Origin of the sequence: Actinacidiphila yanglinensis, from assembly GCF_900107965.1 — a bacterium.
Taxonomy (GTDB): Bacteria; Actinomycetota; Actinomycetes; order Streptomycetales; family Streptomycetaceae; genus Actinacidiphila; species Actinacidiphila yanglinensis.
Genome location: NZ_FNVU01000020.1, coordinates 123,040 through 145,041, shown reverse-complemented (window position 1 = coordinate 145,041; position 22,002 = coordinate 123,040). Strand labels below are relative to the sequence as shown.

The window sequence follows — 22,002 nt, the reverse complement described above, 5'->3', positions numbered from 1 at the left end:
TACGGTGGGGTGGTGGGGAGTTCCCCCGGCCGCGCGTCCGGACGTCCGCCGACCGTCGGCCCGCTCGGTTCGAGGAGGCATCCCGTGTCCACCGCTCCCCCGGCGCGCCACCTCGCCCTGCTCGGTGCGGGGTTCGCCGCCGGCGACGACGGGCCGCTCGACCGGTGGCTGCTCGGCCGGGCCCGGGTACCGCGCCCCCGGGTGTGCTTCGTGCCGACCGCGAGCGGCGACGCCGAGGGCTACGTCGAGCGGTTCCGGGCCGCGTTCGGAGCCCGACGCGACTGCGAGGCAGCAGTACTGCCCCTGTTCCGGCGGGAGTTGGACGACGCGGCGCTGCGGGAGTTCGTGCTGGCCCAGGACGTCGTCTACGTCGGCGGCGGCAACACCGCGAACCTGCTCGCCGTATGGCGCGTGCACGGCCTGGACCGGCTGCTGCGGGCGGCGTACGACCGCGGAACGCTGATGTGCGGGGTCAGCGCCGGGGCCAACTGCTGGGCGCAGGGGTCCCACACCGACTCCTTCGGCCCGCTGACCTTCCTGCCGGACGGGCTGGGGCTGCTGCCGGGTTCCGTGTGCCCCCACTACGACACGGAGGCGGGCCGCCGCGACTCCTACCGCTCCGCCGTCGCGACCGGCGCCCTCCCCCCGGGGTGGGCGGTCGACGACGGCGCCGCGGCTCTCTTCACCGACGGCCGCCTCACCGAGGCGGTCACCGGGACCCCGGGCGCACGCGTGTACCGGGTGGAGCCGGACGGCGCGGGCGGCACCACCGAGCGGCCGGTGCCGTGCGGAGCGCTGCGCGGGGCGTAAGCCGTCCGTCCGCCGGGCCCGGACGGAGCGTGCGGGCCGGGCGGGGCCTGGCCAGGTCGGGTCGGGTCGGGTCGCCGCATTCCGGCTGCGCGGCAGGCCCTGTCGGGCTGCTCCCTCCCGGACCTCTACGCTCCGGACTCCCGCTTTCCGGCTCGCGCCAACTCGGCCAGCACCTCGGAGAGTTGGCGGCGGACATCAGGATCGGTGATGAGACCATCGGCGCCGAGCATCCCGCGGTCGACCGGGATGCGCACGCAGGCCGCGTCGACGACGGCCGCACCGGTGTAGCCCAGGACGGACCGCAGCGTGGCCTCCGCGCCCTGACCGCGGCCCGGGGCGGCCGAGTTGACCCAGGCGACGGGCTTGTCGCCGATCTCCGTGCCGCCGACCGTCCAGTCGAGCAGGTTCTTGAACGAGCCCGGCAGCGTGCCCGCGTACTCCGGCGTGCAGATGAGGAGGGCGTCCGCGGTGCCGATGGCGGACCGCAGCAGCGCCACCGGTTCCGGCAGCGGATCGGTGTCGTCGTCCGGATTGAAGTGCGGGAGGGCGCCGAGCCCTTCGTACCGCACGGCGCTGACCGGCACGGACGGCGCCTGCGCGGACGCGGTGGACAGGACGGCCTCGTTGCTGGAGCCGCTGCGCAGGCTCCCCGACAGCAGCAGGATCACCGGTGGCGTCGACATGCGGTCAACCTACCTCCGCGGTCCGCCGTCCGGCCAACACCCGCCCGGCGCTCGGCACCCGGGCGGCGGCCCGCGACCGTTCGCGGCTCAACGGGCCGTGACGCGGGGGACGTACCAGAGGCAGAAGGCGGCCAGCGCGGCGGCCGCGGAGAGGCAGATCGCGGTCTCGATCAGCTGGAGCGGGACGAACTGGCTCATGCGGAAGTCGCTGTCGTACTGCCCGACGACGTGGTGCTGCCGCAGGCACGTCATGATGTCCTTGACGCCCGGCCCGGCGCAGGGGTCCTTGGTGGTGAGCGACCCGTCGGCCCGCACGTAGCCGCCGCCGAGGTACCACGCGTCGCGCGGCTGGCTCGGCGCCAACTGGCCGTACCCGTGCCGCAGGACGTACGGCGTCAGCAGGTGGGACCGCAGCCGGCCCAGGCCGAAGAGCACGGCCTCGCACAGGCCCGCCGACACCGCGACCGCCGGCAGGGTACGGCGGACGAGCAGACCGGTGACGGCGCCGATCATGAGCGCGAGCAGGAGGTGGGCGACGCCCACGGGGCCGGTGTAGGCGAAGAAGTCCCAGTCGTTCCACCAGGTCACCGCGCGCCAGGCGTAGCCGTCGAGGCCCGGCCGGCCGTGGCCGCGCCAGCTGGCGTACCACCACCAGCTGACCGGCGCGGTGAGCACGACCGCCCCGAAGGCGGTGACACCGGTCGCGACCGCGAGTTTGACCGCCACCCATTCGCGGCGGCCCACGGACTGGACCCAGGCCAGCCGGTGGGTGCCCGCCTCCAGCTCCTGGCCGAACAGCGGTCCGCCGAGCAGCGCGCCGACGACGAGGGGAAGGAAGCGCAGTACGGACGGCGCCATGTCGAACAGCGTGTGCACGACGACCGGGACGCGGGGCGGGGCCGGCTGGTGGGCGCCGCCGCTCTGGTCGCCGCTCGGGTCGCAGGACTGGCGCACCTTGCGGCAGGCGTCGGCGTAGTGGTGCACGCCGGCGAGGAGTTGGTGGTGCTCCCACAGCGCCCACAGCCCGCACACGAGCGCGAGGGCGATGACCGTGCGGTAGGCGGCGCGGTGCCGCCGCCAGGCCGCCCAGGCCGGGCCGGCCACCTGGGGCAGGGGGAAGGGCAGCAGGGCGGGGCGTTCCTCGCGGGGCGGCCAGGCCACGTAGCGGGCGAGCGCGCTCACCGGTCGGACTCCGCGTCCTGCCCGCGCGGGAGGAGCGGCCGGGCCGTGGCGCCCGCGGCCGGTTCGTCGGCCGGCGCGAGCAGCGGCGGCGCCTCGGGGTTGCGCAGGTAGGCGAGGAGGATCTCCTCCAGGGTCGGCGGCTCGGCCGCGCCGGCGCCGTCGAGGGAGGTGGGCAGCTGGATCATCGCGGTGAGCTGCCGGCCGGTGGTGCGGGCCTCGACGACGGTGTGGCCGAGCAGCTCGTCCGGCAGGGACCCGCCCGGGTCGCCCTCGGCAGCGCCGGTCCGCCGCCCGTACGCCGCGCCGGAGCCGGGCGGGTCCTGCCCGTCGAGGGTGTGGGTGACCAGGGTGTGTGCCGCCTGGACGAACTCCACGTCGTCGGCGACCAGCATCCGCCCGTGCGCGAGCAGCAGCACGTAGTCGCAGACGAGGTCCAGCTCGGCGAGGATGTGCGAGGACATCACCACGGTGGTGCCGTGCTCGGCGTTGACGGTCATCAGCGCCGCCATCATGGCGTGCCGGCGCAGCGGGTCGAGGTCGGCCATCGGCTCGTCGAGCAGCAGCACGTCGGGGCGCTTGCCGAGGGCGAGTGCGAGGGCGACGCAGGTGCGCTGGCCGCCGGAGAGATGGCCGACCTTGGCCCGCAGCGGCACGTCGGCGCCGGCCACGACGGAGCGCGCGGTGGCGTCGTCCCAGGCGGGGTTCATCTCGCGGCCGTACCGCAGCGTCTCGGCGACGGTGAACGCCGCGTGCAGCGGCCGGTCCTGCAGGAGCAGGGCGACGCGGGGCAGGACCGGGGACGTCCCGGGCCGGTGGCCGAGGACCCGCAACGTGCCTTCGGTGGGCGCGCGCAGCCCGGCGGCGACCGCGAGCAGGGAGCTCTTGCCGTCGCCGTTCGGGCCGACCAGTCCGGCGACCGCGCCACGCGGGACCCGGAAGTCGCAGCTGCGCAGCGCCCACCCGTCGCGGTTGCGTATGCCCAGACCCCGCGCTTCCAGCGCGGGCGGGTCGGAGCCGGCCGGGGGCGCCCCGGCCGCGCCACTAGTCGTGCTCATGGGTGCGGTGCGTCCCGGCGCCGGGCAGCCGGGCGTCGGCGGCGCGCGGGAAGGACTCGTCGAGGGCAGCGGTCAGCAGGGCCGCGACGTCCTCCCGGCCGAGGTCCGCGGCGCGGGCGGCGGCCATCCAGGCGCGCAGGCCGTCGCGCAGCGGCGAGTCGGCGGCGGCGCCGGGCTGGGCGAGCGACCTGCGGACGAAGGTGCCGACCCCCTGGCGGGCCTCCACCAGCCCCTCGCTCTCCAACTCCCGGTACGCCTTGAGCACGGTGTTGGGGTTGATCGCGGTCGCGGCCACCACCTCCGCGGCTGACGGCAGCTTGTCGCCGGGGGCCAACTGGCCCAGCCGCAGAGCCTGTTTGGTCTGCCGGACGATCTGCTGGTAGGCGGCCACGCCACTGCGCCGCTCGATCCGGTACGTCACCACGAGCGCATCATACCCCTAGGTGAGTAGTGGACCGGGGGGCATTCCGCCGGGCCGCCCCCTCCTCCGCCGAAGGACCGCGGGTTGGCGGGCCCGGTGACGCGCCGCCGGTTGACAGCGCGGTCGGTTCCGTCCAACACTCGGTCCACTAGTTAACTAGTGGACCGAGCCGATCCGAACACATCCGAGAGGCGGGCCGCACCTCGACGGCGTACGGCCCGCCCCCGTCCGGACAGGAGCAACCGCGGTGCCGACCTTGCCTGTTGACGTGGCCGATCCGGCCGTCTCCCCACCGCCCACGACCCTTGCGCCGCCCGCGAGGCCGACCGCACGACCGGTCCCGCGACCGGCCGGAACCGGCGTGGGTGCGGAGGCGGAGACGGGTACCGGGCGGCCGAACCGGCAGGCGCGGGTGCGCCGTTCGACGCGCTGGCCCCAGCGCTGGACGCACCGCCCGGCTGCCCGGTTCGCGGTCCTCCTCGTGCTCGCGCTCGCCGTGCGCGCCCCGTCCTTCCGCCGCCCGTTCTGGAGCCCCGACGAGGGGTACCTCGCGACCGAAGCGGTCGCGCTGCGGCACGGCGGGCGGATGTACGCCGACGTGGTGGACCGCAAACCGCCCCTGGTGCCCTGGCTGTACGAAGCCTGCTTCGCCGTGTCCGGACCCGGCTCGCTCTGGCTGGTGCGGGCCTGCGCGGTGGTGGCGCTCGCGGTCACCGCGCTGTTCGTCGCCCGACTGGCGGCAGCGGAGTGCGGCGCGTGGGCGGCGTGGCCCGCGGGGGTGCTGACGGTCGCCGCGTCGACGGCGCTGCCCGCACCCGACGCGATGGCGGCGACCTTCGAGATCTTCATGCTCCCGGCGACGGCGGCGGCGATGTACTACGGGTCGCGGCGCCGCTTCCTCGCCGCCGGGGCCGTCCTCGCCGTCGCCACCCTGACCAAGCAGGTGGGGCTCGCCCCGCTGCTGCCGCTGGCCGTCCAGGTCCTCACCTCCCCCCGGCGGCGCCGGCTGCGGTCCGGCGCGGCCTTGGCGGCGGGCCTGCTGGTGCCGGTGACCGGTTGCGCACTCCTGCTCGGGACACGTCCCTTCGTCTTCTGGGTGTTCCTCTCCTCCGGGTCCTACGCCGACTCGCCGGCCGCGCTCGGCGCGATGTGCGGCCACGTCGCGGGCAACCTGCTGCGGCTCGCCGTCCTGTTCGGCGCGTTCGTCCCCTTCCTGCCCCGCTTCCTCGCGCGCCGCCCCTTCAGCGGCTTCGACCGCGTCCTGTGGCTGTGGCTGCTCGCCTCGGCGGCGGGCGTCACCGCGGGGTTCCACTTCTACGGCCACTACTTCCTGCAACTGGTGCCACCGCTCGTGCTGTTGGCGCTGCGCGCGGTGCGTGCGAACCGTTTCCGCCCGGAGTTGGGGTCGGGGTCGCCGCCGGAGGTGGAGCCGGGCACGGCTTCGCGGCCGGGGACGGCGACGCGGTTCCGTACGACCGCGCTGTCCGGGAGCCGGGGCGTCGCGGTCGCGGTGGCTGCCGCCCTGGCGGTGTGCGGGGTGTTCACCGCGGGCGCTTGGCGGGCGAGCCCGCCGCAGATGGGGAGGTCGCTCGCGGTCGCGGCGGCGGTGGACGCGCACAGCACGCCCGGGCAGCGGGTCCTCCTGTGGGGCATGCATCCGGAGGAGTACTGGCTCGCCGGCCGCCCCGCGAGCAGCCGCTACCTCACCGCCGGGCTGCTCACGAACTTCAGCGGCGGGGCGGACGTGCACCGGGTGGGCGCCCGCTACGCCGTGCCGGGTGCCTGGACCGCGTTCCGGCGCGAACTCGCCGCCGCTCCCCCGTGCCTGGTCGTCGACGAGTCCGCGGGCACCCCGTATCGGGTGGCCGGCTACCCGCCGCTGGCGCGCCTGCTGGCCCGCTCCTACCTGCCGGTCGCCGTCGTCGACAGTGCGCGGATCTACCGCCGCACGGGCGGCTGTTGACCCGCGCGGGGCCGGCAGCACGGGCGCGGCCCGCCGGCCGACCGAAGGGTGCGGCCCCGGGGCGACCGCCGCTGGGGGCGGGGCGTCCGGGGCCGCGATCGGGCCGTCGACGTCACCTCTTCGGGCCGCGGGGGCCCTCGGGGCTACGGGTAGTCGACGACGTTGGTGGGTGTGGTGTTGGACGCGGTGACCGCTCCGGTGTCGTTGATGACGTGGCTGATGGTGCCCACCCCACCGAGCGAGACGGTCAGCGCGTCATGGACCTTCACGCCGGGCGTGTCCGGCACCTCGAAGGCGTGGTAGTTGTTCACCGCGGGATTGACGTTGAAGTAGCAGTAACTCCCGAGTCCCCACGCCTCGTGCGAGGTGACGTTCGCGCCCACCTTGTAGGCGGCGTAGCCGTTCACCCCCGACGCGCTCATCCACGACGCCTGGTCCGGCGGGTCGTACGGGTTCTCGTTCTGGAAGAAGATCGTCTTCCCGCCCTGTCCGTTCCACACCACCTCGTACTTCTGGTAGTGCTCGACGAACAGGCCGTCGGCCAGCACGTCGTTGCCGTTGACCGTCAACCCGTTGTCGGCGGTGTTGGTCGTCCAGCCGACCGTGCCGGAGTTGCCGTGGTCGGCGCGCCAGGCCCAGATGTGGTCGATGATCGTGTTGTTGCTGTTGACCACCAGGCTGTCCGTCGCCTTGCCCGCCTTCTCACCGCCGATCCGGAAGAACACGTCCTGGATCGTGGTGGGATCCGAGGCGTGGTCCGCGGAGGACCCGGACGGTCCCACCGTCAGCAGCGCCTGCGAGTTGGTCGTTCCCGCGTCGAACAGCAGACCCTTGAGCCGCACGCCGTCCACGTCGGCGACCTGCATCGCGTTCACCCCGTTGTCCGGGACGAACGTCGGGTAGCCGATCCCCAGAATCGTCGTGTCCGGCCGCGTCACGTTCAGCGTCTCGCTGAGGTGGTACACGCCCGGCGTGACGAACAGGTTGCAGCCCTCCGCCAGCGCGTTGTTGATCGTCTCCGCGGTGTCACCCGCCTTGACCACGTAGAACTGGCTCATCGGCAGCGACGTCCCGGCGGTGCTGCCGCCGGCCCAGCTCGGACCGGAGGAGTTGGTCTGCAGGCTCGGCTCGAACACGTGGTACTTGCCGGCGCTGTCGATGTACAGGTACGGCACGTCCCGGGAGACCGGCGTGGTGGCCAGCGTCGTCTCCGGCGGGTTGGGGAAGGTGTTGCCCGGAGCTCCCGTCACCCCGGAGAAGACCATGTTCCACACCCCGCCCGCCCAGCTGCCCAGATTGCTGTTGCGGGTGTACCACTGCTGCTGCGAGACCGACGAGGCTTCACCGCTCACCTTGCTGTCGGCGATGAAGCCGCCACTGGCGTAGCCGTAACTGGCCGGGTACAGCGCCAGGTTGCCGTGCACGTCGATCCGCCGGAACGGCGCCGCCTGCGCCACCGCCCAACGATCCGTCCCGCTGGAGGGATTGATCGCCAGGTTCTCCGCGCTGCGCCAGAAGTTCTGCGTGGCGTTGCCCGCGTCGGAGGCGTTGAAGGCGTCCACCGTGACGTCACCGTTGATGGTCACGTCGTCCGGGTTCTGCCCCAGCCCCGCCACCGAGGTGTAGAAGCCGACGTTGTCCTCCACCCCGTACGTTCCGGGCTTGAACAGGTCGGCCACCCGGTTCTCGCTGAACTGGGCGGAGTTGGTGTCCTTCATCTGGTTGAACTGCGTGTCCAGCTGGGACTGGATCGCGGTGTCCCCCATCGACGGATCGAAGACATGGACGTTCGACCCGAAGTCGGGGGTGTCCGACTGCGCCGGGCAGTCCGCCGCGTCGGCGGCGGGCCGGACGGCCGTGCTGCCATGGACGGCCGGCTGCGCCGAGGCGGCGCCCGCCGCGCCGGTCAGGCTGGTCAACCCGGCGATCAGCAGCGTGGCGGCGCCGAGCAGGGCGTAGCCGCGCCGGCGGGTGGGCCCGTGTCGCCGGTGGTCCGCGGTGCGGACCGGGAGGAATGGTCTGGGCATGGGGGGTCCTTTCGCCCGGGTTCACGAAGTGAACGCTCGGGTCTGCGCGGATTGTGGGGGGTCGTTCGCGCGTGAACTCTCTGTTTTGCGGCGTCAACTGCCGAATAGACCTTGGATTTATGTTGCAGAGAACGCTCTCACTCTGTGGATCGTGGGCCTCTCGGCCCGATAGGCAGTCTCAGCCGACCCCGCCCCAGCGTCAAGGAGTTGGCGCCGGGCCCGCACACATTGGTCACATCCGTCACACCACTCGCACACCCCGGGCGTCCCGAACGCGCGACGGCGGGGCGGGGTGCGGGAGCGCCCTTCGCGCGTCCCGCCACCCCACCCCGCCGTGGCCCGACTCGGGCCGACTCGCCGTCGGTTCAGGTCAGTTCCCGGCTCACCTCGCGGCCAACGCGCTCCTCTCCCGCGCCGCGTCCTCGGATGCGGCCGCCGGAATGGCGATGGCGGTGTCCTGCTCGGGCACGACGAACACCGGGTCGCCGTGCGTGAGTCCGACCTTCTCCCGGTACATCCGCGAGCGCAGCAATGTGTCGCCGACCCGGACGTGGTAGTCCCAGCAGTCGCCGTGGTAGATGCTGAACTCCACCGTGCCCTTCCAGCCGCGGCCCGAGGGGTCCTTGCGGGACAGCAGCAGGCTCTCCGGCCGGATGAAGACGTTCACCCGGTCCCCGGCGGCGGTCGGCCCGGTGGTCACGCAGCGCAGCGTGCCGTGGGCGAGGTCGATGTCGGCGATGTCCGTGGTGGCGGCAGGGTCGGCGGGGCTCCCGGGGTCGGCGGGGTCCGCGGGGGCGACCTCTCCCGCACCGGTGCGTACCGTACCGGGCAGGCTGTTGGAAATACCCATGAACCGGGCGGTGAACTCCTCTTTCGGGCACCGGTAGATGTCCTGCGCCTGCCCGCGCTCCACGATCCGGCCGCTGTCCATGACGATCACCTCGTCGGAGACCGCGAGCGCCTCGTCCTGGTCGTGCGTGACGAACACGGTGGTGATGCCGAGCCTCAGTTGCACCGCCCGGATCTCGTCGCGCACCCGGTCGCGCAGCCCGGCGTCCAGGTTGCTCAGCGGTTCGTCGAGCAGCAGCACCTCCGGCTCCCGGGTGAGCGCGCGGGCCAGCGAGACCCGCTGCTGTTGCCCGCCGGACAGCGCGGGCGCGGGCCGGTCGGCGAACTCGGCCAGGCCCACCAGGTCCAGTGCCTCCATGGCGCGCTTGCGGGCCTGCGCCTTCGGCAGCCGCTTCTGCCCGGACTGCAGCGGGAACATCACGTTCTGCACGGCCGTCATGTGCGGCCACACCGCGTAGGACTGGAAGACCACGCCGATCGGCCGCTGGTGCACCCCGACGAAGACGCCCTCCGCGGGGGCGCACATCAGCCGGTCGCCGATCCGTATCCGGCCGGCGTCCGGCCGTTCCAGACCCGCGATCAGCCGTAGCGTGGTGGTCTTGCCGCAGCCGCTCGGGCCGAGCAGGGTGACCAGTTTCCCTTCCGGTATGTCCAGGTCGATACCGTCGACGGCGTTGCGCGACACGGTCCTTCCCGGGTAGCGCTTGGTCAGTCCGCGTACCTCGATCACGAGACTCTCCTTCGAGTGCTCACTGGCGGTTCAGCCCGAATCTCCTGGTGAGGAGGCGGACGATGGCGACGATCACGGCGAGGAAGACGACGATGACCACGCCGAGCGCGGCCACGATCGGATAGCTGCCGTTGGACCACTGCTGGTAGATCGTCACCGACACCACTTGGGTGCCCTGGGTGTAGAGGAAGATCGCCGCGGAGATCTCCCGGAACGCGACGATGACGGTGTAGAGGAAGGCCGCGGCCAGCGACGGCACCAGCAGCGGCACGTAGATCCGCCAGAAGGTCCGCGGCCAGTTCGCCCCGCTGGCCGCGGCGGCCTCCTCCAGCTCGTCCTTGATCTGCGACATGCCGGGCACGATGTAGCGCAGCCCGTAGGGCAGGCCGATGGTCACGAAGGCGATGACCAGGATGGTCAGGGTGCCGTAGAGGTGGATCGGCAGCGGAAGGGTCAGGTACCAGTACAGGATGCCGACGCCCATGACGACGCTGGGCACGGCCAGCGGGATCGTGGCCAGGCCGTCCAGCAGTCCGCGGCCGCGGGCCTTGGTCTTGACGGTGATGTAGGCGACCAGGGCGCTGATCACGGTGACCACCGCGCCGGCGAGGACCGCGGTGATCAGGCTGTTGCGTACCGAGTCCACCAGGCCGGGGGTGTGCCAGATCTCCCGGTAGTTGGAGAGCGTCAGGTGGTGCAGCGCGGAGACGGACGGCGGCTCGTAACCGGGCAGCAGCGAGGACCAGACCAGCATCAGCAGCGGCAGGGCGACCGCCACCAGGAAGAACAGCACGAAGAGCGCCAGGCCCAGCCAGCGCCAGCGGCCGAGTTCGGTGACCGTGGGCCGGAACCCCTTGCCGGAGATGGTCTGGGCGCCGGCCCCCGCGCCGCCGAGCCGGCGGGAGAGCCACAGTCCGAGCGCGGCGACCACGAGAATGAACACACCGATCACCCCGACCGTGCCGTAGTCGGTGGGGAACGCCTGCAACGCGTTGTAGATCTTGCTGACGAAGACGAACTTCCGCCCGGGCACGCCGATCAGCTGCGGCACCTCGAAGGTGGAGATGGTCTGCACGAACATCAGCAGCACCGCGGACATGATCGCCGGGCGGATCAGCCGGACGGTGATGGTGCGGAACACCCGCCGGGGCGGTGCGCCCGAGGCGAGCGCCGCCTCCTCCAGCGAGGAGTCCATCTGGCTGAAGGCGGCGGTGCCCATCAGGAAGGCGACCGGCGTGACGTGCATGGACTGCACCAGGACCATGCCGGCCAGCGAGTAGATGTCGAACGCCGGCAGGTGGACGTCCCGCAGCAGCACGTTGAGCGCACCGGTGTGCGGGGCGAACAGCAGCGCCCAGGCGACGGTGTTGAGGATGCCGGGGATGATCAGCGGCACCAGGGCGGCGACCTGCGCGAAGAACTTGGCCGGGGTGTCGGTGCGGGAGACCAGGTAGGCCAGCCCGAAACCGACCACCGTGCTGATCGCCGCGGTGGCTCCGGCGTAGGCGAAGGAGTTGCCGACCAGCGTCCAGAAGTCCGAGGTGCCCAGCGTCTCGGTGTAGTGGCGGAACGTCCAGTCCACCGGGCCCGTACTGAGGAACTGCGACTGGAGACTGGCCACCGCCATGGTGGCGGCGGGCACGATCGCGAGGTAGGCGACGACCAGGGCGACCAGCGCGAGCAGCAGGTTGCGCGGATCGCGGAACCACCTCAGCAGGCCCTTCGTCGTCGAGCGGGCGGGCGGCGTGGTCAGGGTGGGAGGTGGCGCTGGGCGGGACCGGCTGATCAGGCTCATGGATGTGGCCGTTCTCGGGTCGGATGGGTGAACGGGGAGGGAGCGGGGCGCCGGCGCGGGCTCAGACGGCGTGCAGGGCCTTCTGGTACTCCTCCAGGTAGCGGTCGTACGCGTCCGCGGTGATCACCGGCATCGACCACGCGGGCTTCCACTTCGCCGGGTCCCACACGCTGGCGTCGTTGGCCGCGCTCGGGCTGAGCGACGTGTGGTTGGTGATGGAGACGACGCTGTCCTGGCCCGACGCCGACATGATCCAGTCCATGAACAGCTTGGCCGCGGACGGGTGCGGGGCGTTCCGGGCGATCTCCGCGAGGGCGGCGGCCGTGGGCTGGGGATCGGTGTTGGCGAACGCCATCCGGCCGGGGGTCTTCTTCGCCAGCGACGCGGCCTTGTAGGCGTACGCGTTCACCGACGCGAGCGGTTCGCCGGCCTGCACCTCGGTGAGCGACTGGGTGTGGCTCTCCACCAGCCGCGGCGAGTTGTCGCCGAGCTTCTTGACCAGGTCCAGAGCCTTGGCGTGCCCCATGGACGCGATCAGGCTCTCGTACCAGTTGATCGCGGACGGGTCGATGGAGAAGCGGCCCTTCCAGGCCGGCTTGGTCAGGTCCTCGATACTGGTGGGCGGCTGGAGGTGCTGCGCCTTGACGCCGTCGGGGTTGTAGGCGATGGCGCTGGTCAGGATGTAGACGGCGTTGCCGTATCCGGCCGGGAGGTCGCGCAGCTGGGCGGGGAGCGGCGGCCTCTGCGGGACCTGGTAGGGGGTCAGGGTGCCGACCTTGATGAGCTGGTAGACCGGCTCGCTGTCCGCCGAGATGACGTCGGCGTTGAACTTCCGGCCGCGCTGCTCGGTGACCAGCCGGGAGGGCAGCTTGTCGGCGCTCAGCCGCAGCGCCTCGACCTTGATCCCCGGATAGGCCTTCTGGAACGCCGAGATCATGTCGTCCACGTCCGAGTCGGCGAAGGTCGTGTACCACACCACCTTGCCCTCCTTCAGTGCCTGCGGCAGCAACTGCTGGGGCTGGCGCGAGGGTTCGACCTTGGTGGTGGCGCCGATCGCCGCGCTGCCGCAGCCGGTGAGCGCGGCGGAGAGCACCAGCGCCGCCGCCGCGATCAGAGCCGGGCGCGACGCCGTCCTGCACGTACGACGTTGTCTGTCTTCCTGCATGTGGTCATCCTCCATAGGAGGGCACGGAAAAGCGCTGGCCAGCGAGCTACTTTTCGCGGGAGGCCCCTCGGAAACAGAGACATTGTGGGCTGTCGGTATGACCATTGCAATAGATAGAACATAATTGGCGTACTCGCGTAGCCGGGAGCGATGCCGCCCGCGCGCGATACGGTGCGGGCACGGTGCGCGCTTACGGGATGTGAGGGGCGCCGGGCACGGGCGCGATCCGGGGCCGGAGGGCCGGCTCGACGGACGGGGCGCCACGAGCTCGTCGGGCCTATTGGTCATACCCTAAGGCGGTACACTGGGAGGCTCAACGACTACGGAGGGAATCCCATGCCGCCTCGCCGCCCGGAAGCCAAGGTCGAGGACGGTCGGTCCGGACGGCTGCTGAGCCCGGTGACCGACCGCCGCATTTCGGCCCTCATCGTGGACCAGGTGCGCTCGCTCATCCACGACGGCAAGCTGACGCCCGGCGACCGGCTGCCGCCCGAGCGGGAGATGTGCGAGCGCTTCGGGGTGAGCCGGGTGACCGTGCGCGAGGCGCTGCGCGTGCTGGAGGCCGGCGGCCTGGTCGAGATCCGGGTCGGCGCGCACGGCGGCGCCTTCGTCACGCAGCCCACCAGCGACCGGGTCGGCGCCGGCATCACCGACCTGCTCACCCTGTCGCAGGTCACCGCGCAGGACGTCACCGAGGTCCGGCTGGTGCTGGAGGTGGGCATCATCCCGCTGGTGTGCGCCAGCGCCGACGAGGACGACCTCACGGCGCTGGGCGACATCTGCGACCGGCAGGAGGCGGCCCTGTCCACCGGGCAGTACGACGTCGCGCTGTCCGCGGAGTTCCACACCCGGCTCGCGGCCGCCACCCACAACACCGCGTTCGAGATGCTGGTGCACTCCTTCCACGGCCCGCTGCTGATGTCGCTGACCAAAGCGCAGAAGACCGCGCCGGAGATGGGGCGGCGCGGCGTCGAGGAGCACCGCGCGCTCATCGAGGCGGTGCGCACCCAGGACGCCGAGACGGGCGAGCGGATCATGCGCGAGCACCTGAGCCGTACCGCCGCGCGGCTGTGCCTGGAGGAGCCGGCGACGCCCGCGCGCCGGCGGAAGAGCGCGCCCGCCACGAGTTGAGCCCGCCCGCGGGTGCCGCGGGCGGGCGGTGGCGCTGATCGGTTCGGGTCAGCCGCCGGCCGGCGCGGCCGGGTCGGTCCGGCCGGCGAACAGGCAGGTGTGGAAGGCCTTCCAGGCGATGTCCACGTCGTCCACGCCCGCGGCCCGGTAGCCGTCGAGGTGGTCCTCGATGCCGGGCAGCGGCCGGTCGTGGTGGTGGGCGGTGGCCGCCGGCCGCGGCGGCACGAACGCCCGCCGCACCGAACGCAGCCGCCGGTCCCAGGCCGGTTCGGACGCGATGTGGTCCAGGTTGACCAGCCATCCTCCGGGGGCCAGCAGCCCCGCGGCCTCCCGGTAGAAGCCGTGCAGTTCGGCGCGGTCGAGGTGGTGGCTGGCCCGCGAGGTGGCGATCACGTCGGCCCCGCCGGGCACGCCCGCCGCCCGCAGTGCGGTCATGTCGCCCGGCCGGAACTCCACCCGCCCGCCGAACCGGGCCAGTTCGGTCCTGGCCTGGTCCAGCATGGTCGGCGAGGCGTCCAGCCACACCCCGGCCGCCTCCGGGAAGCGGTCCAGCAGGACCGCCAGGAACTTCCCCGCGCCGCCCGCCACATCGACGATCAGCCGCGGCTGCGGGCCTTCCTCCGCGACGAGTTCGGCCGCGATCAGGCGCGGCAGCACCAGCAGGTCCTGCCCGCCCTCCGGGTCCGCGGCCAGCCAGGCCGCCGCGAACCGCGGGTCGCTCCACACCTGCGCCGCCGCGCGGCTGCGCTCCGCCATCTGTGCGCTCCTCGCTCGGACCGGCGCCGGTCAGTCGGCCTCGTCGTATTCCGGCGCGTTCTCCAGGTAGGCGACCTGGTCGTAACCGAGCTGCTTGAACAGGCGGTTCTGCGCCGAGATCAGCACCAGCGGCTCGCCGTCGGCGGAGAAGTGCTGCGCCACCGTGTTGTGCGGCACGTAGAGGGTGTCGCCGGGCTTGATCTCGTGCCGGGTCGGCTCCTTGGCGATCCGCGCGTAGTACTTCTCGGCGATCTCCGCCTCCACCTCCCAGTGCAGGCTGTAGCCGGACCCGGAGCGGACGTAGAGCACCTCGTCCGCCATGTGCCAGCGCCGGCCGGAGCGGCCGCCGGCCGGGATGGCCAGCTCGAACGCGTCGACGCTGAAGGTGCGTACGTCGTCGCCCGGCGCGGACAGGGTGCGTACCCGGCCCAGCGGGGTGACCTCCCACTTGGTGTCGGCGACCTTGACGACCTTGCGCAGCTTGTCCACGCCGGGGGTCCAGACCTGCGACCAGTCCTCGCGCGGCCCGAAGCGGTCCTCGTCCTCCACCGGGGCGCTGCGGCCCTGCTGGATCAGCCCGAGGTACATCCACATCGACTTGGCCTTGAAGATCAGGCACTTGGCGGTCTCGTCGTACGGGTTGAAGTGCCGGTGCACCGAGTCGGTGTGGACGATGACCATGTCGTCCTTGGCCCAGTCGTAGCGCTGGTCGTCGTGGATCTCGTAGCCGGCGCCCTCGAGGATGTAGAAGGCCGCCTCGTTCTGGTGGCCGTGGCCGTGGTTGGAGGAGTGCGGGGGCAGTTCGACGAAGTGGATCTGCAGGCTCTGGGTGAGGAAGGGGTCGTCGCCGGGGCCGATCCGCCACCAGGTGCGCGACTCCGCGGAGTCGCCGGAGTGGCCGACCTTCGCGTCGTCCACCACGACCGAGTCGTCCCGCACGCGGGGCGCCGCGAGCTGGTTGCGGCGGAACTCCTTGAGCCCGTACGTCTCCGATGTGATGCCCCGGAGAAAGACCCGGCCCTTCTTCTCGCTCATGCGGCTCTCCTCGTGCTGCCGACTGTCGACGTCGGCGTCGGTGAATGGCCTGATCCTGAATGGCCTAACCGTTATATCAACGGACCTCTCGGCCCGTCAACGATCCGGCGGCTATGGCATAATGGTATGACGTTAAGCTCGCGACGGAGAGGATGTGCGGTGGGCAGCAACGGGACACTGATCGTCGGCGCCAGCCAGGCCGGCCTCCAACTGGCAGTCTCACTGAGACAGTTCGGAGACACCGCGCCCATCACCCTGGTCGGCGCCGAACCGCAGCCGCCCTACCAGCGGCCGCCGCTGTCCAAGGAGTTCCTGACCGGATCCGCGGACCTCGGCACGCTCGCCCTGCGCAACGCCGCCTTCTACCGTGACTCGGGCATCGACCTGGTGTGCGGCGAGCGGATCACGTCGGTGCGGCTGGCGGACGAGGGTCCTCCCGGGCAGGGCTGCGCCGTCACCGCACGCGGCCGGCATCTGGCGTTCGACCGGCTGGCGTTGACGGTCGGTGCGCGCCCGCGGCGGCTGCGGCTGCCCGGTTCCGCGCTGGACGGCGTCTGCACGCTGCGCGACCACGCCGACGCCGCCGACCTGCGCCGCAGGCTGGAGACGGCGGCGCACGTGGTGGTGGTCGGCGGCGGGTTCATCGGCCTGGAGGCCGCGGCGGCGGCCCGCGCGCTGGGCCTGGCGTCGGTGACGGTGGTGGAGGCCGCCGACCGGCTGATGGCCCGCGCGGTGGCGCCGGTCGTCTCCGACTTCTACCGCCGCGCGCACGAACGCCGCGGCGCCACCGTCCGGCTCGGCGCGGCGGTGGCCGCGTTCGAGGGCGACCGGGCCGGCCGCGTCACCGGAGTACGGCTGGCGGACGGCACCCTGCTGCCGGCCGACCTGGTGCTGGTCGGCGCGGGCGTGCAGCCGCGCACCGAACTGGCCGAGCAGCTGGGGCTGGCGTGCGACGGCGGCGTGCTGGTCGACGAGCGGGCCCGGACCAGCCGGCCAGGCGTGGTCGCGGCCGGCGACTGCACGGTGCAGCCCGACCCGATGACCGGGCGCGGCCGGGTCCGCCTGGAGTCGGTGCAGAACGCCGTCGCCCAGGCGCAGGCCGCCGCGGCCACCCTGCTCGGCCGGGAACGGCCCCGCCCGCAGGTGCCCTGGTTCTGGTCCTTCCAGGGGGATCTCAAGCTCCAGACCGCCGGGCTGTCCGGCGGTCACGACGGCTACGTGGTCCGGGGTGAGCCCGCCGATGAGCGGTTCTGCGTGCTCTACTACCGGGGCGGCCGGCTGCTCGCCGCCGACGCGGTGAACCGGCCCGCCGACTACATGGCGGTGCGCAAGGCCCTCACCAATGGCGCGACCATGGATCCGGCGCTGGCCCGCGACCCCGCGATCCCCCTGAAGAGCCTGATCTCCGCGGACGTCCCGGCCGCTTCCGCGCCGGCGGCGCTGTGACGTCCCGCCCGCGCTGACGCCGACCCCGCGTCCCCGGCCGCGACGAACGAAGCGACGACCCCGCCTGCGGAGGCGGGGTCGTCGCTTCGTTCGTCGCGTCGTTCGTCGCGGCCGGTCGCCGGACGCGCCGCGGGTCAGGCGGGTGCGGCGTGCGGTGCGGGCCCGGGTCCGATGCCGGCGCCGGGTTCGGCGGGGACCGGATCGGTGGTGAACACCAGGGACTTGATGGTGACCGGCACGGTGTTCGAGGGGTGGCGCAGCCGTCCGAGATCGACGTAGTCGAAGTCCCGCAGGGTCAGCCCGTCGATCACCAGCAGGTCGGCGGTGACGCCGAGTTCGTCCCGCAGCAGCCGTCCGAGCGTCATCGCCACGTCCCCGTCGAGGACCACGTAGACCGGGCGGCCCCGGGCGGTGCGGGCGGCGAGGCCGTCGCGCACGCCGCGGGCGAACGCGATCAGCCGGTCGTAGCGCGGCTGCCCGCGCCACCGCAGCGCGAGCACGACGTCGGCGTCCGCGGCGCCCGGGGCGCGCGCACCGTCCGATGTGCCCGTGTCGTCCGGGGCGCCCGTTCCAGCAGGGGTCAGATCGGAGAGGTGCCGCCGGATCGCGGCCGCCACCTCGTCCGGGTCGATCCGCTCACCGACCTCGATCCGCGGCCGGACCACCTGGAGGTTGCGCCGCGGAAGCAGCCGGTCGGGCGCGGTGACGCATCCGGTGTTGCCGCTCAACTGGACGCTGTACTCGGAGGCGCCGAGCGCGGTGGCCCGGATGCACTCGCCGGCCGGCAGCAGCGCCGCGGGCAGGGCGCCCGCGTCCACCCGGCGGCGCACGGCGCGGCCGAGCAGCCGCCCGAGGTCGCCGAAGTCCCGTGGCTCGCGGTCGTAGACGTACTCCCCCACGCCGCCGGAGAACACCACCCCGTCCAGCGGCCCGAGGTCTCCCAGCGGCTCGGTCAGCCACACCCACCCGGCCCCGGACCGCTCCGCGTCCTCGCCGGGACCCCCGGCCGGGACCAGGGCCCCGAACAGGGCATCGGCCATGGCCTCGGCGACCAGCGCGGCCTGACGGCGCGTCAGCATGCCATCGTGCGCGAGCTCCACCCCCGCGGCGTCGGCATGCCTGGAGCCGGCCGGTTCGAGCCGGACCAGTCGCCGGTGCGCGTCGTGGGCCAGCAGCCGCCCGCCGACGTGCAGGGCGGCGGTGCGGACGATCCTGCCCCGCTCCAGCAGCGCGAGCTTCGTGGTGCCGCCGCCGATGTCGACCGTCAGGATGCGCGAGCCGGCCTCGTATGAGGTCCGGACCGCGCCGGATCCGTAGGCGGCCAGCATCGCCTCCATGTGGTGGCCGGCGGTGGCGGTGACGAACTCGCCGCCCCGCTCGGCCAGTACGCGGGCGATGGCCTCGGCGTTGCGGCGGCGCAGCGCCTCCCCCGTCAGGATGACCACCCCGGTGTCCACGTCGTCGGGGTCCACCCCGGCCGCGGCGTAGGCCCGGTCCACGAGCGTGCCGAGCGCGCCGGCGTCGATCCGCTCGGCGCCGGCGTAGGGCGTCAGCGCCACCGGTGAGCGGTACACCGTCTCCCGGCGCACCACCACGTAGCGGCTGGTCAGTTCCTCGCCGACCCGCCTCATGTGCAGGCGGGAGAAGACCACTTGGGTGCCAGAGGAGCCGATGTCCATGCCGACGCTGTGCAGCACCACGTTGTCCTGCTGCCAGATCGGGTTGTCCTCGATCGGGCCGATCGGCTCGTCGTCGTGCTCGTGGTCGTGGTCCGGGACGTACCCGGAGTGGACCGTGCCGGGCCGGTCGGTGGCTCCGTCGCCGGCGCCACCCTCCCCGTGGTGATGGTGATGGTGGCGGTGCGGGTGCGCCTGGCCGGTCGCGCCGTCGCCGCTGTGCGCGTGCACGGGCTACGGCCGGGGCGGCAGGGTCGCCAGCTCGGCCTCGTACGCCGCGTCCATCTGGGGCTCCTCGCCGTGCTCGGCGAGTGCCTTGCGGAAGGTCTCGCGCACGAGGGGCGCCTCGTCGGCGTAGTCGATCTGGTCGCCGCCGATCCGCCGGCTGATCCACGCCTTCGGCACGCCCTGGGCGTTGCGCAGGGAGACCGCCTCGTGCTTGAAGGCAAGGTAACGGCCCGGCTCGGTACCGGTGTTGAAGTGCTGGTGGAACCACAGGTTCGGCGGCACGATCAGGGTGCCGGGCCCCCAGTCGTAGCGCTTGGGCTCCTCGCCCTCGGGCCACATCAGGCTGTATCCGGTGCCGGAAAGGATGATGACGTGGGCGCCGGGCCCGTGCCGGTGGCCCTTCTTGTAGGTGCGGGTCGGGAACTGCGAGATGTGGCTGTTCATCGAGCCCTTGGCCATCGCGAAGCGGATGTGCCCGCCGCCGGCGCCGCGCTCCTTCGCCTCGATCAGCGGCAGGTTGACCGCGTCGGCGACGAAGTTCGTGTCGAGCAGCAGGCCCTTCTGCTCGCCGCTCGGCGCGAAGTAGTCCGGCTCGCCGTTGAAGCGGCCGGGGAAGTCCTTCGACGTGCCGAAGACGAAGTCCACGTCGTCGTAGAGATTGATCACCGGCGGCATGTTGGTGGACGCCACGAAGCGGGCCGTCGTGCGGCCGGAGCCGTTGAAGTGCTGGTGGTTGGCGTTGAGCGGGATGGCGAAGAGCGCGCCGGGGCCCCACTCGAAGGTGACCTCGCCGCCCGCGTCGTTCCACACCCGGGTGGAGCCGTGGCCGTCCAGGACCAGGATCATCTCCTCGAACAGCTGCCGCTGCGGCGCCAGCGCGCCGCCGGCCGGGATCTCGCAGACGTAGCAGTCGTTGGAGACCCGGCTGGCCTCGTGGTTGATGAACACGCCCCGGCCGCCGCGCCGCTCCCACGGCTTCAGCTCCACGGTGCGCAGGTCCGGCACGTAGTGCGCGGCGATGATGTCCAGCCCCTCGTCGGCGACCCACCTGGTGTAGGGGGAGTCCTTCTCGGTGGCGAACTTCGCCGCGAAGGTGTCATTGACGATCGCGTCATCGGACATGGCGGAGCCCTTCCTCGCAGCACTATTGGTAGGACCCTAAGGCCAAATATTTCGGCCTGTCAACGGCTTCCGAGGGCCGCTGACGGCCGTTGACGGCTGCCGCCGACCGCGTCCGCGGGGTCGCGGCGGGCGATGCCGGCACCTCGGATGCTTGTGCCGCCGCCGCGGACTCTGGTCTAATGGACATACCAACGGACGTCGGTCCCGGGAGCGTGCACACACCGCTCGGGGACGACCAACCGGGAGAGGGCTGAGGGGCCTTGGCCAAAGTGATCTACATCGCCAGCAGCGGCGACGAGTACGCCGTGGAGGCCGCGGCCGGCGACACCGTGATGGCGGCGGCGGTCCGCAGCGGCGTACCCGGGATCGTGGCGGAGTGCGGCGGCAACTGCTCGTGCGCCACCTGCCACGTGTGGGTGGACGAGGCGTTCGCCCCGCTGACCGGGACCGTCGGGGAGGCGGAGGAGGACCTGCTGGACATGGCGGTCTCCGAGCGGCGCCCGACCAGCCGCCTGTCGTGCCAGATACGCATCACCGGCGAGCTCGACGGCCTCACCGTCGAGATCCCGCCTGAGCAGCCCTGACCTCCGCGACGCGCGTGCGGTGACAGGCATCATGTGAAAGGGAAACGGCCGTGCTTAGACGAGACATCAATGAGCTGCTGACCCAGACCGGCCCCGGAACCCCGATGGGCGAGCTGTTCCGGCAGTACTGGATACCCGCGCTGCTCGCCGAGGAGCTCCCGGAGAACGACTCGCCGCCGGTCCGGGTGAAGCTGCTCTCGGAGCGCATGGTCGCCTTCCGCGACAGCGAGGGACGTTACGGGCTGGTCGACGAGTTCTGCGCGCACCGCGGCGCGTCGCTGTGGTTCGGCCGCAACGAGGGCTCGGGCCTGCGCTGTCCGTACCACGGCTGGAAGTACGACGTGACCGGCCAGTGCGTCGAGGTGCCCTCCGAGGCCGACAACAGCAGCTTCTGCCAGAACGTGCAGCTGACCGCGTACCCGCTGGTGAAGGTCGGCGACCTGCTGTGGACGTACATGGGGGACGCCGCCGAGCAGCCGCCGCTGCCGGAGTTCGAGTTCGTGCAGGTGCCGCCGGAGCAGACGTACACCTCCAAGCGGTGGCAGCAGTCGAACTGGCTGCAGGCGTTCGAGGGCGGCATCGACTCCAGTCACGTGACGTTCCTGCACTCCGGTGGCCTGAAGACCGATCCGTTGTTCAAGGGCGCCAAGGGCAACGAGTACAACATGAAGGACACCAAGCCCTTCTTCGAGGTGGCCGACAGCGAGGGCGGGCTGTTCGTCGGTGCCCGCCGCAACGCCGAACCCGGCACCTACTACTGGCGGATCACGCCGTGGGTGATGCCGGCGTTCACGATGGTGCCGCCGCGCGGGGACCACCCGGTGCACGGCCACTTCTGGGTGCCGATCGACGACGAGAACTGCTGGACGTACTCCTTCGACTACCACCCGGTGCGCGCGCTGACCGACCAGGAGCGGCAGGCGATGGTCGACGGGCACGGCGTGCACAGCAGGAACATCCCCGGCACCTACCGCCCGGCCGCGAACATGGACAACGACTACCTGATCGACCGCGAGGCCCAGAAGCGCGGCGACACGTACTCGGGCGTGGCCGGCATCGCGATGCAGGACGCGTCGCTCCAGGAGAGCATGGGTCCGATCGTCGACCGCACCAAGGAGCGGCTGGTGCCCGCCGACAGCGGGATCATCAAGGCGCGGCAGAAGCTGCGCAAGGCGGCGATCGCGCTGCGGGACGAGGGGGTCCGCCCGCCGGGCGTGGACCCGGTGCACCACCGGGTGCGGTCGGCGGCGGTGGTGCTGCCGCAGGCCGAGTCGTTCCTCGACTCCTGCCGGGACGCGGTGACGGTCACGCCGGGCGTCGCGCAGTCGTCGGTGTGACATGGCG

18 protein-coding genes are annotated in these 22,002 nt (G+C 72.4%); 6 read left to right on the top strand and 12 right to left on the bottom strand.

Annotated elements, in window-relative coordinates; genetic code table 11:
- The first annotated feature begins 84 nt into the window (after positions 1–84).
- Positions 85–810 carry a Type 1 glutamine amidotransferase-like domain-containing protein gene (locus tag C4U44_RS32895; protein WP_103889730.1) on the top strand — a complete coding sequence of 242 codons (726 nt, stop codon included), beginning with the start codon at positions 85–87 and terminating at the stop codon, positions 808–810.
- Between the two features lie 125 nt (positions 811–935).
- On the opposite strand, the gene C4U44_RS32890 is transcribed toward C4U44_RS32895, so the two are convergent.
- The 4 genes from C4U44_RS32890 to C4U44_RS32875 all read right to left on the bottom strand — a co-directional run bounded on the left by C4U44_RS32890 (position 936) and on the right by C4U44_RS32875 (position 4,151).
- The gene (locus C4U44_RS32890) at positions 936–1,493 is read right to left on the bottom strand and encodes an NADPH-dependent FMN reductase (protein ID WP_103889729.1); all 558 of its coding nucleotides are present in this window, start codon (positions 1,491–1,493) and stop codon (positions 936–938) included.
- Positions 1,494–1,580: 87 nt separating this feature from the next.
- Positions 1,581–2,675, bottom strand: coding sequence for a cell wall protein (locus C4U44_RS32885; protein ID WP_235032523.1), 1,095 nt, complete (start codon positions 2,673–2,675; stop codon positions 1,581–1,583).
- On the bottom strand, positions 2,672–3,730 hold the full coding sequence (locus C4U44_RS32880) for an ABC transporter ATP-binding protein (RefSeq protein WP_103889728.1): 1,059 nt from the start codon (positions 3,728–3,730) through the stop codon (positions 2,672–2,674). Before C4U44_RS32880 ends, C4U44_RS32885 begins: the two co-directional genes overlap by 4 nt.
- Positions 3,717–4,151 (bottom strand): GntR family transcriptional regulator, encoded by a 435-nt coding sequence (locus C4U44_RS32875; RefSeq protein WP_103889772.1) that lies wholly within the window; start codon positions 4,149–4,151, stop codon positions 3,717–3,719. Before C4U44_RS32875 ends, C4U44_RS32880 begins: the two co-directional genes overlap by 14 nt.
- Positions 4,152–4,512: 361 nt before the next feature.
- On the opposite strand from C4U44_RS32875, the gene C4U44_RS32870 reads away from it, so the two are divergent.
- The gene (locus C4U44_RS32870; RefSeq protein WP_235032522.1) at positions 4,513–6,114 is read left to right on the top strand and encodes a glycosyltransferase family 39 protein; all 1,602 of its coding nucleotides are present in this window, start codon (positions 4,513–4,515) and stop codon (positions 6,112–6,114) included.
- Positions 6,115–6,257: 143 nt separating this feature from the next.
- Here the strand turns inward: C4U44_RS32870 and C4U44_RS32865 are convergent, their stop codons facing one another.
- The 4 genes from C4U44_RS32865 to C4U44_RS32850 all read right to left on the bottom strand — a co-directional run bounded on the left by C4U44_RS32865 (position 6,258) and on the right by C4U44_RS32850 (position 12,680).
- Positions 6,258–8,141 (bottom strand): hypothetical protein, encoded by a 1,884-nt coding sequence (locus tag C4U44_RS32865; RefSeq protein ID WP_103889727.1) that lies wholly within the window; start codon positions 8,139–8,141, stop codon positions 6,258–6,260.
- Between the two features lie 382 nt (positions 8,142–8,523).
- On the bottom strand, positions 8,524–9,720 hold the full coding sequence (locus C4U44_RS32860) for an ABC transporter ATP-binding protein (RefSeq protein ID WP_103889726.1): 1,197 nt from the start codon (positions 9,718–9,720) through the stop codon (positions 8,524–8,526).
- A 19-nt stretch (positions 9,721–9,739) separates the two neighbouring features.
- Positions 9,740–11,515, bottom strand: coding sequence for an ABC transporter permease (locus C4U44_RS32855; RefSeq protein ID WP_103889725.1), 1,776 nt, complete (start codon positions 11,513–11,515; stop codon positions 9,740–9,742).
- A 61-nt stretch (positions 11,516–11,576) separates the two neighbouring features.
- The gene (locus C4U44_RS32850) at positions 11,577–12,680 is read right to left on the bottom strand and encodes an ABC transporter substrate-binding protein (protein WP_160145163.1); all 1,104 of its coding nucleotides are present in this window, start codon (positions 12,678–12,680) and stop codon (positions 11,577–11,579) included.
- Between the two features lie 336 nt (positions 12,681–13,016).
- Between C4U44_RS32850 and C4U44_RS32845 the strand changes: the two genes are divergently transcribed.
- Positions 13,017–13,811 carry a FadR/GntR family transcriptional regulator gene (locus C4U44_RS32845; RefSeq protein ID WP_103889723.1) on the top strand — a complete coding sequence of 265 codons (795 nt, stop codon included), beginning with the start codon at positions 13,017–13,019 and terminating at the stop codon, positions 13,809–13,811.
- Positions 13,812–13,859: 48 nt separating this feature from the next.
- Here C4U44_RS32845 and C4U44_RS32840 read toward each other — a convergent pair whose 3' ends face one another.
- Positions 13,860–14,567 (bottom strand): class I SAM-dependent methyltransferase, encoded by a 708-nt coding sequence (locus C4U44_RS32840; protein ID WP_103889722.1) that lies wholly within the window; start codon positions 14,565–14,567, stop codon positions 13,860–13,862.
- 30 nt (positions 14,568–14,597) lie between these two features.
- Positions 14,598–15,602 carry a cupin domain-containing protein gene (locus tag C4U44_RS32835; protein ID WP_103889721.1) on the bottom strand — a complete coding sequence of 335 codons (1,005 nt, stop codon included), beginning with the start codon at positions 15,600–15,602 and terminating at the stop codon, positions 14,598–14,600.
- A gap of 159 nt (positions 15,603–15,761) precedes the next feature.
- Between C4U44_RS32835 and C4U44_RS32830 the strand changes: the two genes are divergently transcribed.
- A complete protein-coding gene (locus C4U44_RS32830; protein ID WP_235032521.1) occupies positions 15,762–17,048 on the top strand; it encodes an NAD(P)/FAD-dependent oxidoreductase in 1,287 nt (428 codons plus the stop codon).
- A 134-nt stretch (positions 17,049–17,182) separates the two neighbouring features.
- On the opposite strand, the gene C4U44_RS32825 is transcribed toward C4U44_RS32830, so the two are convergent.
- Positions 17,183–18,955 carry an ethanolamine ammonia-lyase reactivating factor EutA gene (locus C4U44_RS32825; protein ID WP_103889719.1) on the bottom strand — a complete coding sequence of 591 codons (1,773 nt, stop codon included), beginning with the start codon at positions 18,953–18,955 and terminating at the stop codon, positions 17,183–17,185.
- Between the two features lie 3 nt (positions 18,956–18,958).
- Complete coding sequence (locus C4U44_RS32820) at positions 18,959–20,074, bottom strand: cupin domain-containing protein (protein WP_103889718.1); 1,116 nt, start codon at positions 20,072–20,074, stop codon at positions 18,959–18,961.
- A 269-nt stretch (positions 20,075–20,343) separates the two neighbouring features.
- Here C4U44_RS32820 and C4U44_RS32815 point away from each other — a divergent pair, with 269 nt between their 5' ends.
- Together C4U44_RS32815 and C4U44_RS32810 are read left to right on the top strand one after the other, a co-directional pair.
- Positions 20,344–20,658 carry a 2Fe-2S iron-sulfur cluster-binding protein gene (locus C4U44_RS32815; RefSeq protein ID WP_322973713.1) on the top strand — a complete coding sequence of 105 codons (315 nt, stop codon included), beginning with the start codon at positions 20,344–20,346 and terminating at the stop codon, positions 20,656–20,658.
- A 50-nt stretch (positions 20,659–20,708) separates the two neighbouring features.
- The gene (locus tag C4U44_RS32810; protein WP_103889716.1) at positions 20,709–21,995 is read left to right on the top strand and encodes an aromatic ring-hydroxylating dioxygenase subunit alpha; all 1,287 of its coding nucleotides are present in this window, start codon (positions 20,709–20,711) and stop codon (positions 21,993–21,995) included.
- Positions 21,996–22,002 lie beyond the last annotated feature (7 nt).

Bases quoted from the DNA above. Each gene is read 5' to 3' on its own strand.
- C4U44_RS32890 (WP_103889729.1), bottom strand. From the start codon at position 1,493: ATGTCGACGCCACCGGTGATCCTGCTGCTGTCGGGGAGCCTGCGCAGC.
- C4U44_RS32880 (WP_103889728.1), bottom strand. From the start codon at position 3,730: ATGAGCACGACTAGTGGCGCGGCCGGGGCGCCCCCGGCCGGCTCCGAC.
- C4U44_RS32865 (WP_103889727.1), bottom strand. From the start codon at position 8,141: ATGCCCAGACCATTCCTCCCGGTCCGCACCGCGGACCACCGGCGACAC.
- C4U44_RS32855 (WP_103889725.1), bottom strand. From the start codon at position 11,515: ATGAGCCTGATCAGCCGGTCCCGCCCAGCGCCACCTCCCACCCTGACC.
- C4U44_RS32850 (WP_160145163.1), bottom strand. From the start codon at position 12,680: ATGCAGGAAGACAGACAACGTCGTACGTGCAGGACGGCGTCGCGCCCG.
- C4U44_RS32845 (WP_103889723.1), top strand. From the start codon at position 13,017: ATGCCGCCTCGCCGCCCGGAAGCCAAGGTCGAGGACGGTCGGTCCGGA.
- C4U44_RS32840 (WP_103889722.1), bottom strand. From the start codon at position 14,567: ATGGCGGAGCGCAGCCGCGCGGCGGCGCAGGTGTGGAGCGACCCGCGG.
- C4U44_RS32835 (WP_103889721.1), bottom strand. From the start codon at position 15,602: ATGAGCGAGAAGAAGGGCCGGGTCTTTCTCCGGGGCATCACATCGGAG.
- C4U44_RS32820 (WP_103889718.1), bottom strand. From the start codon at position 20,074: ATGTCCGATGACGCGATCGTCAATGACACCTTCGCGGCGAAGTTCGCC.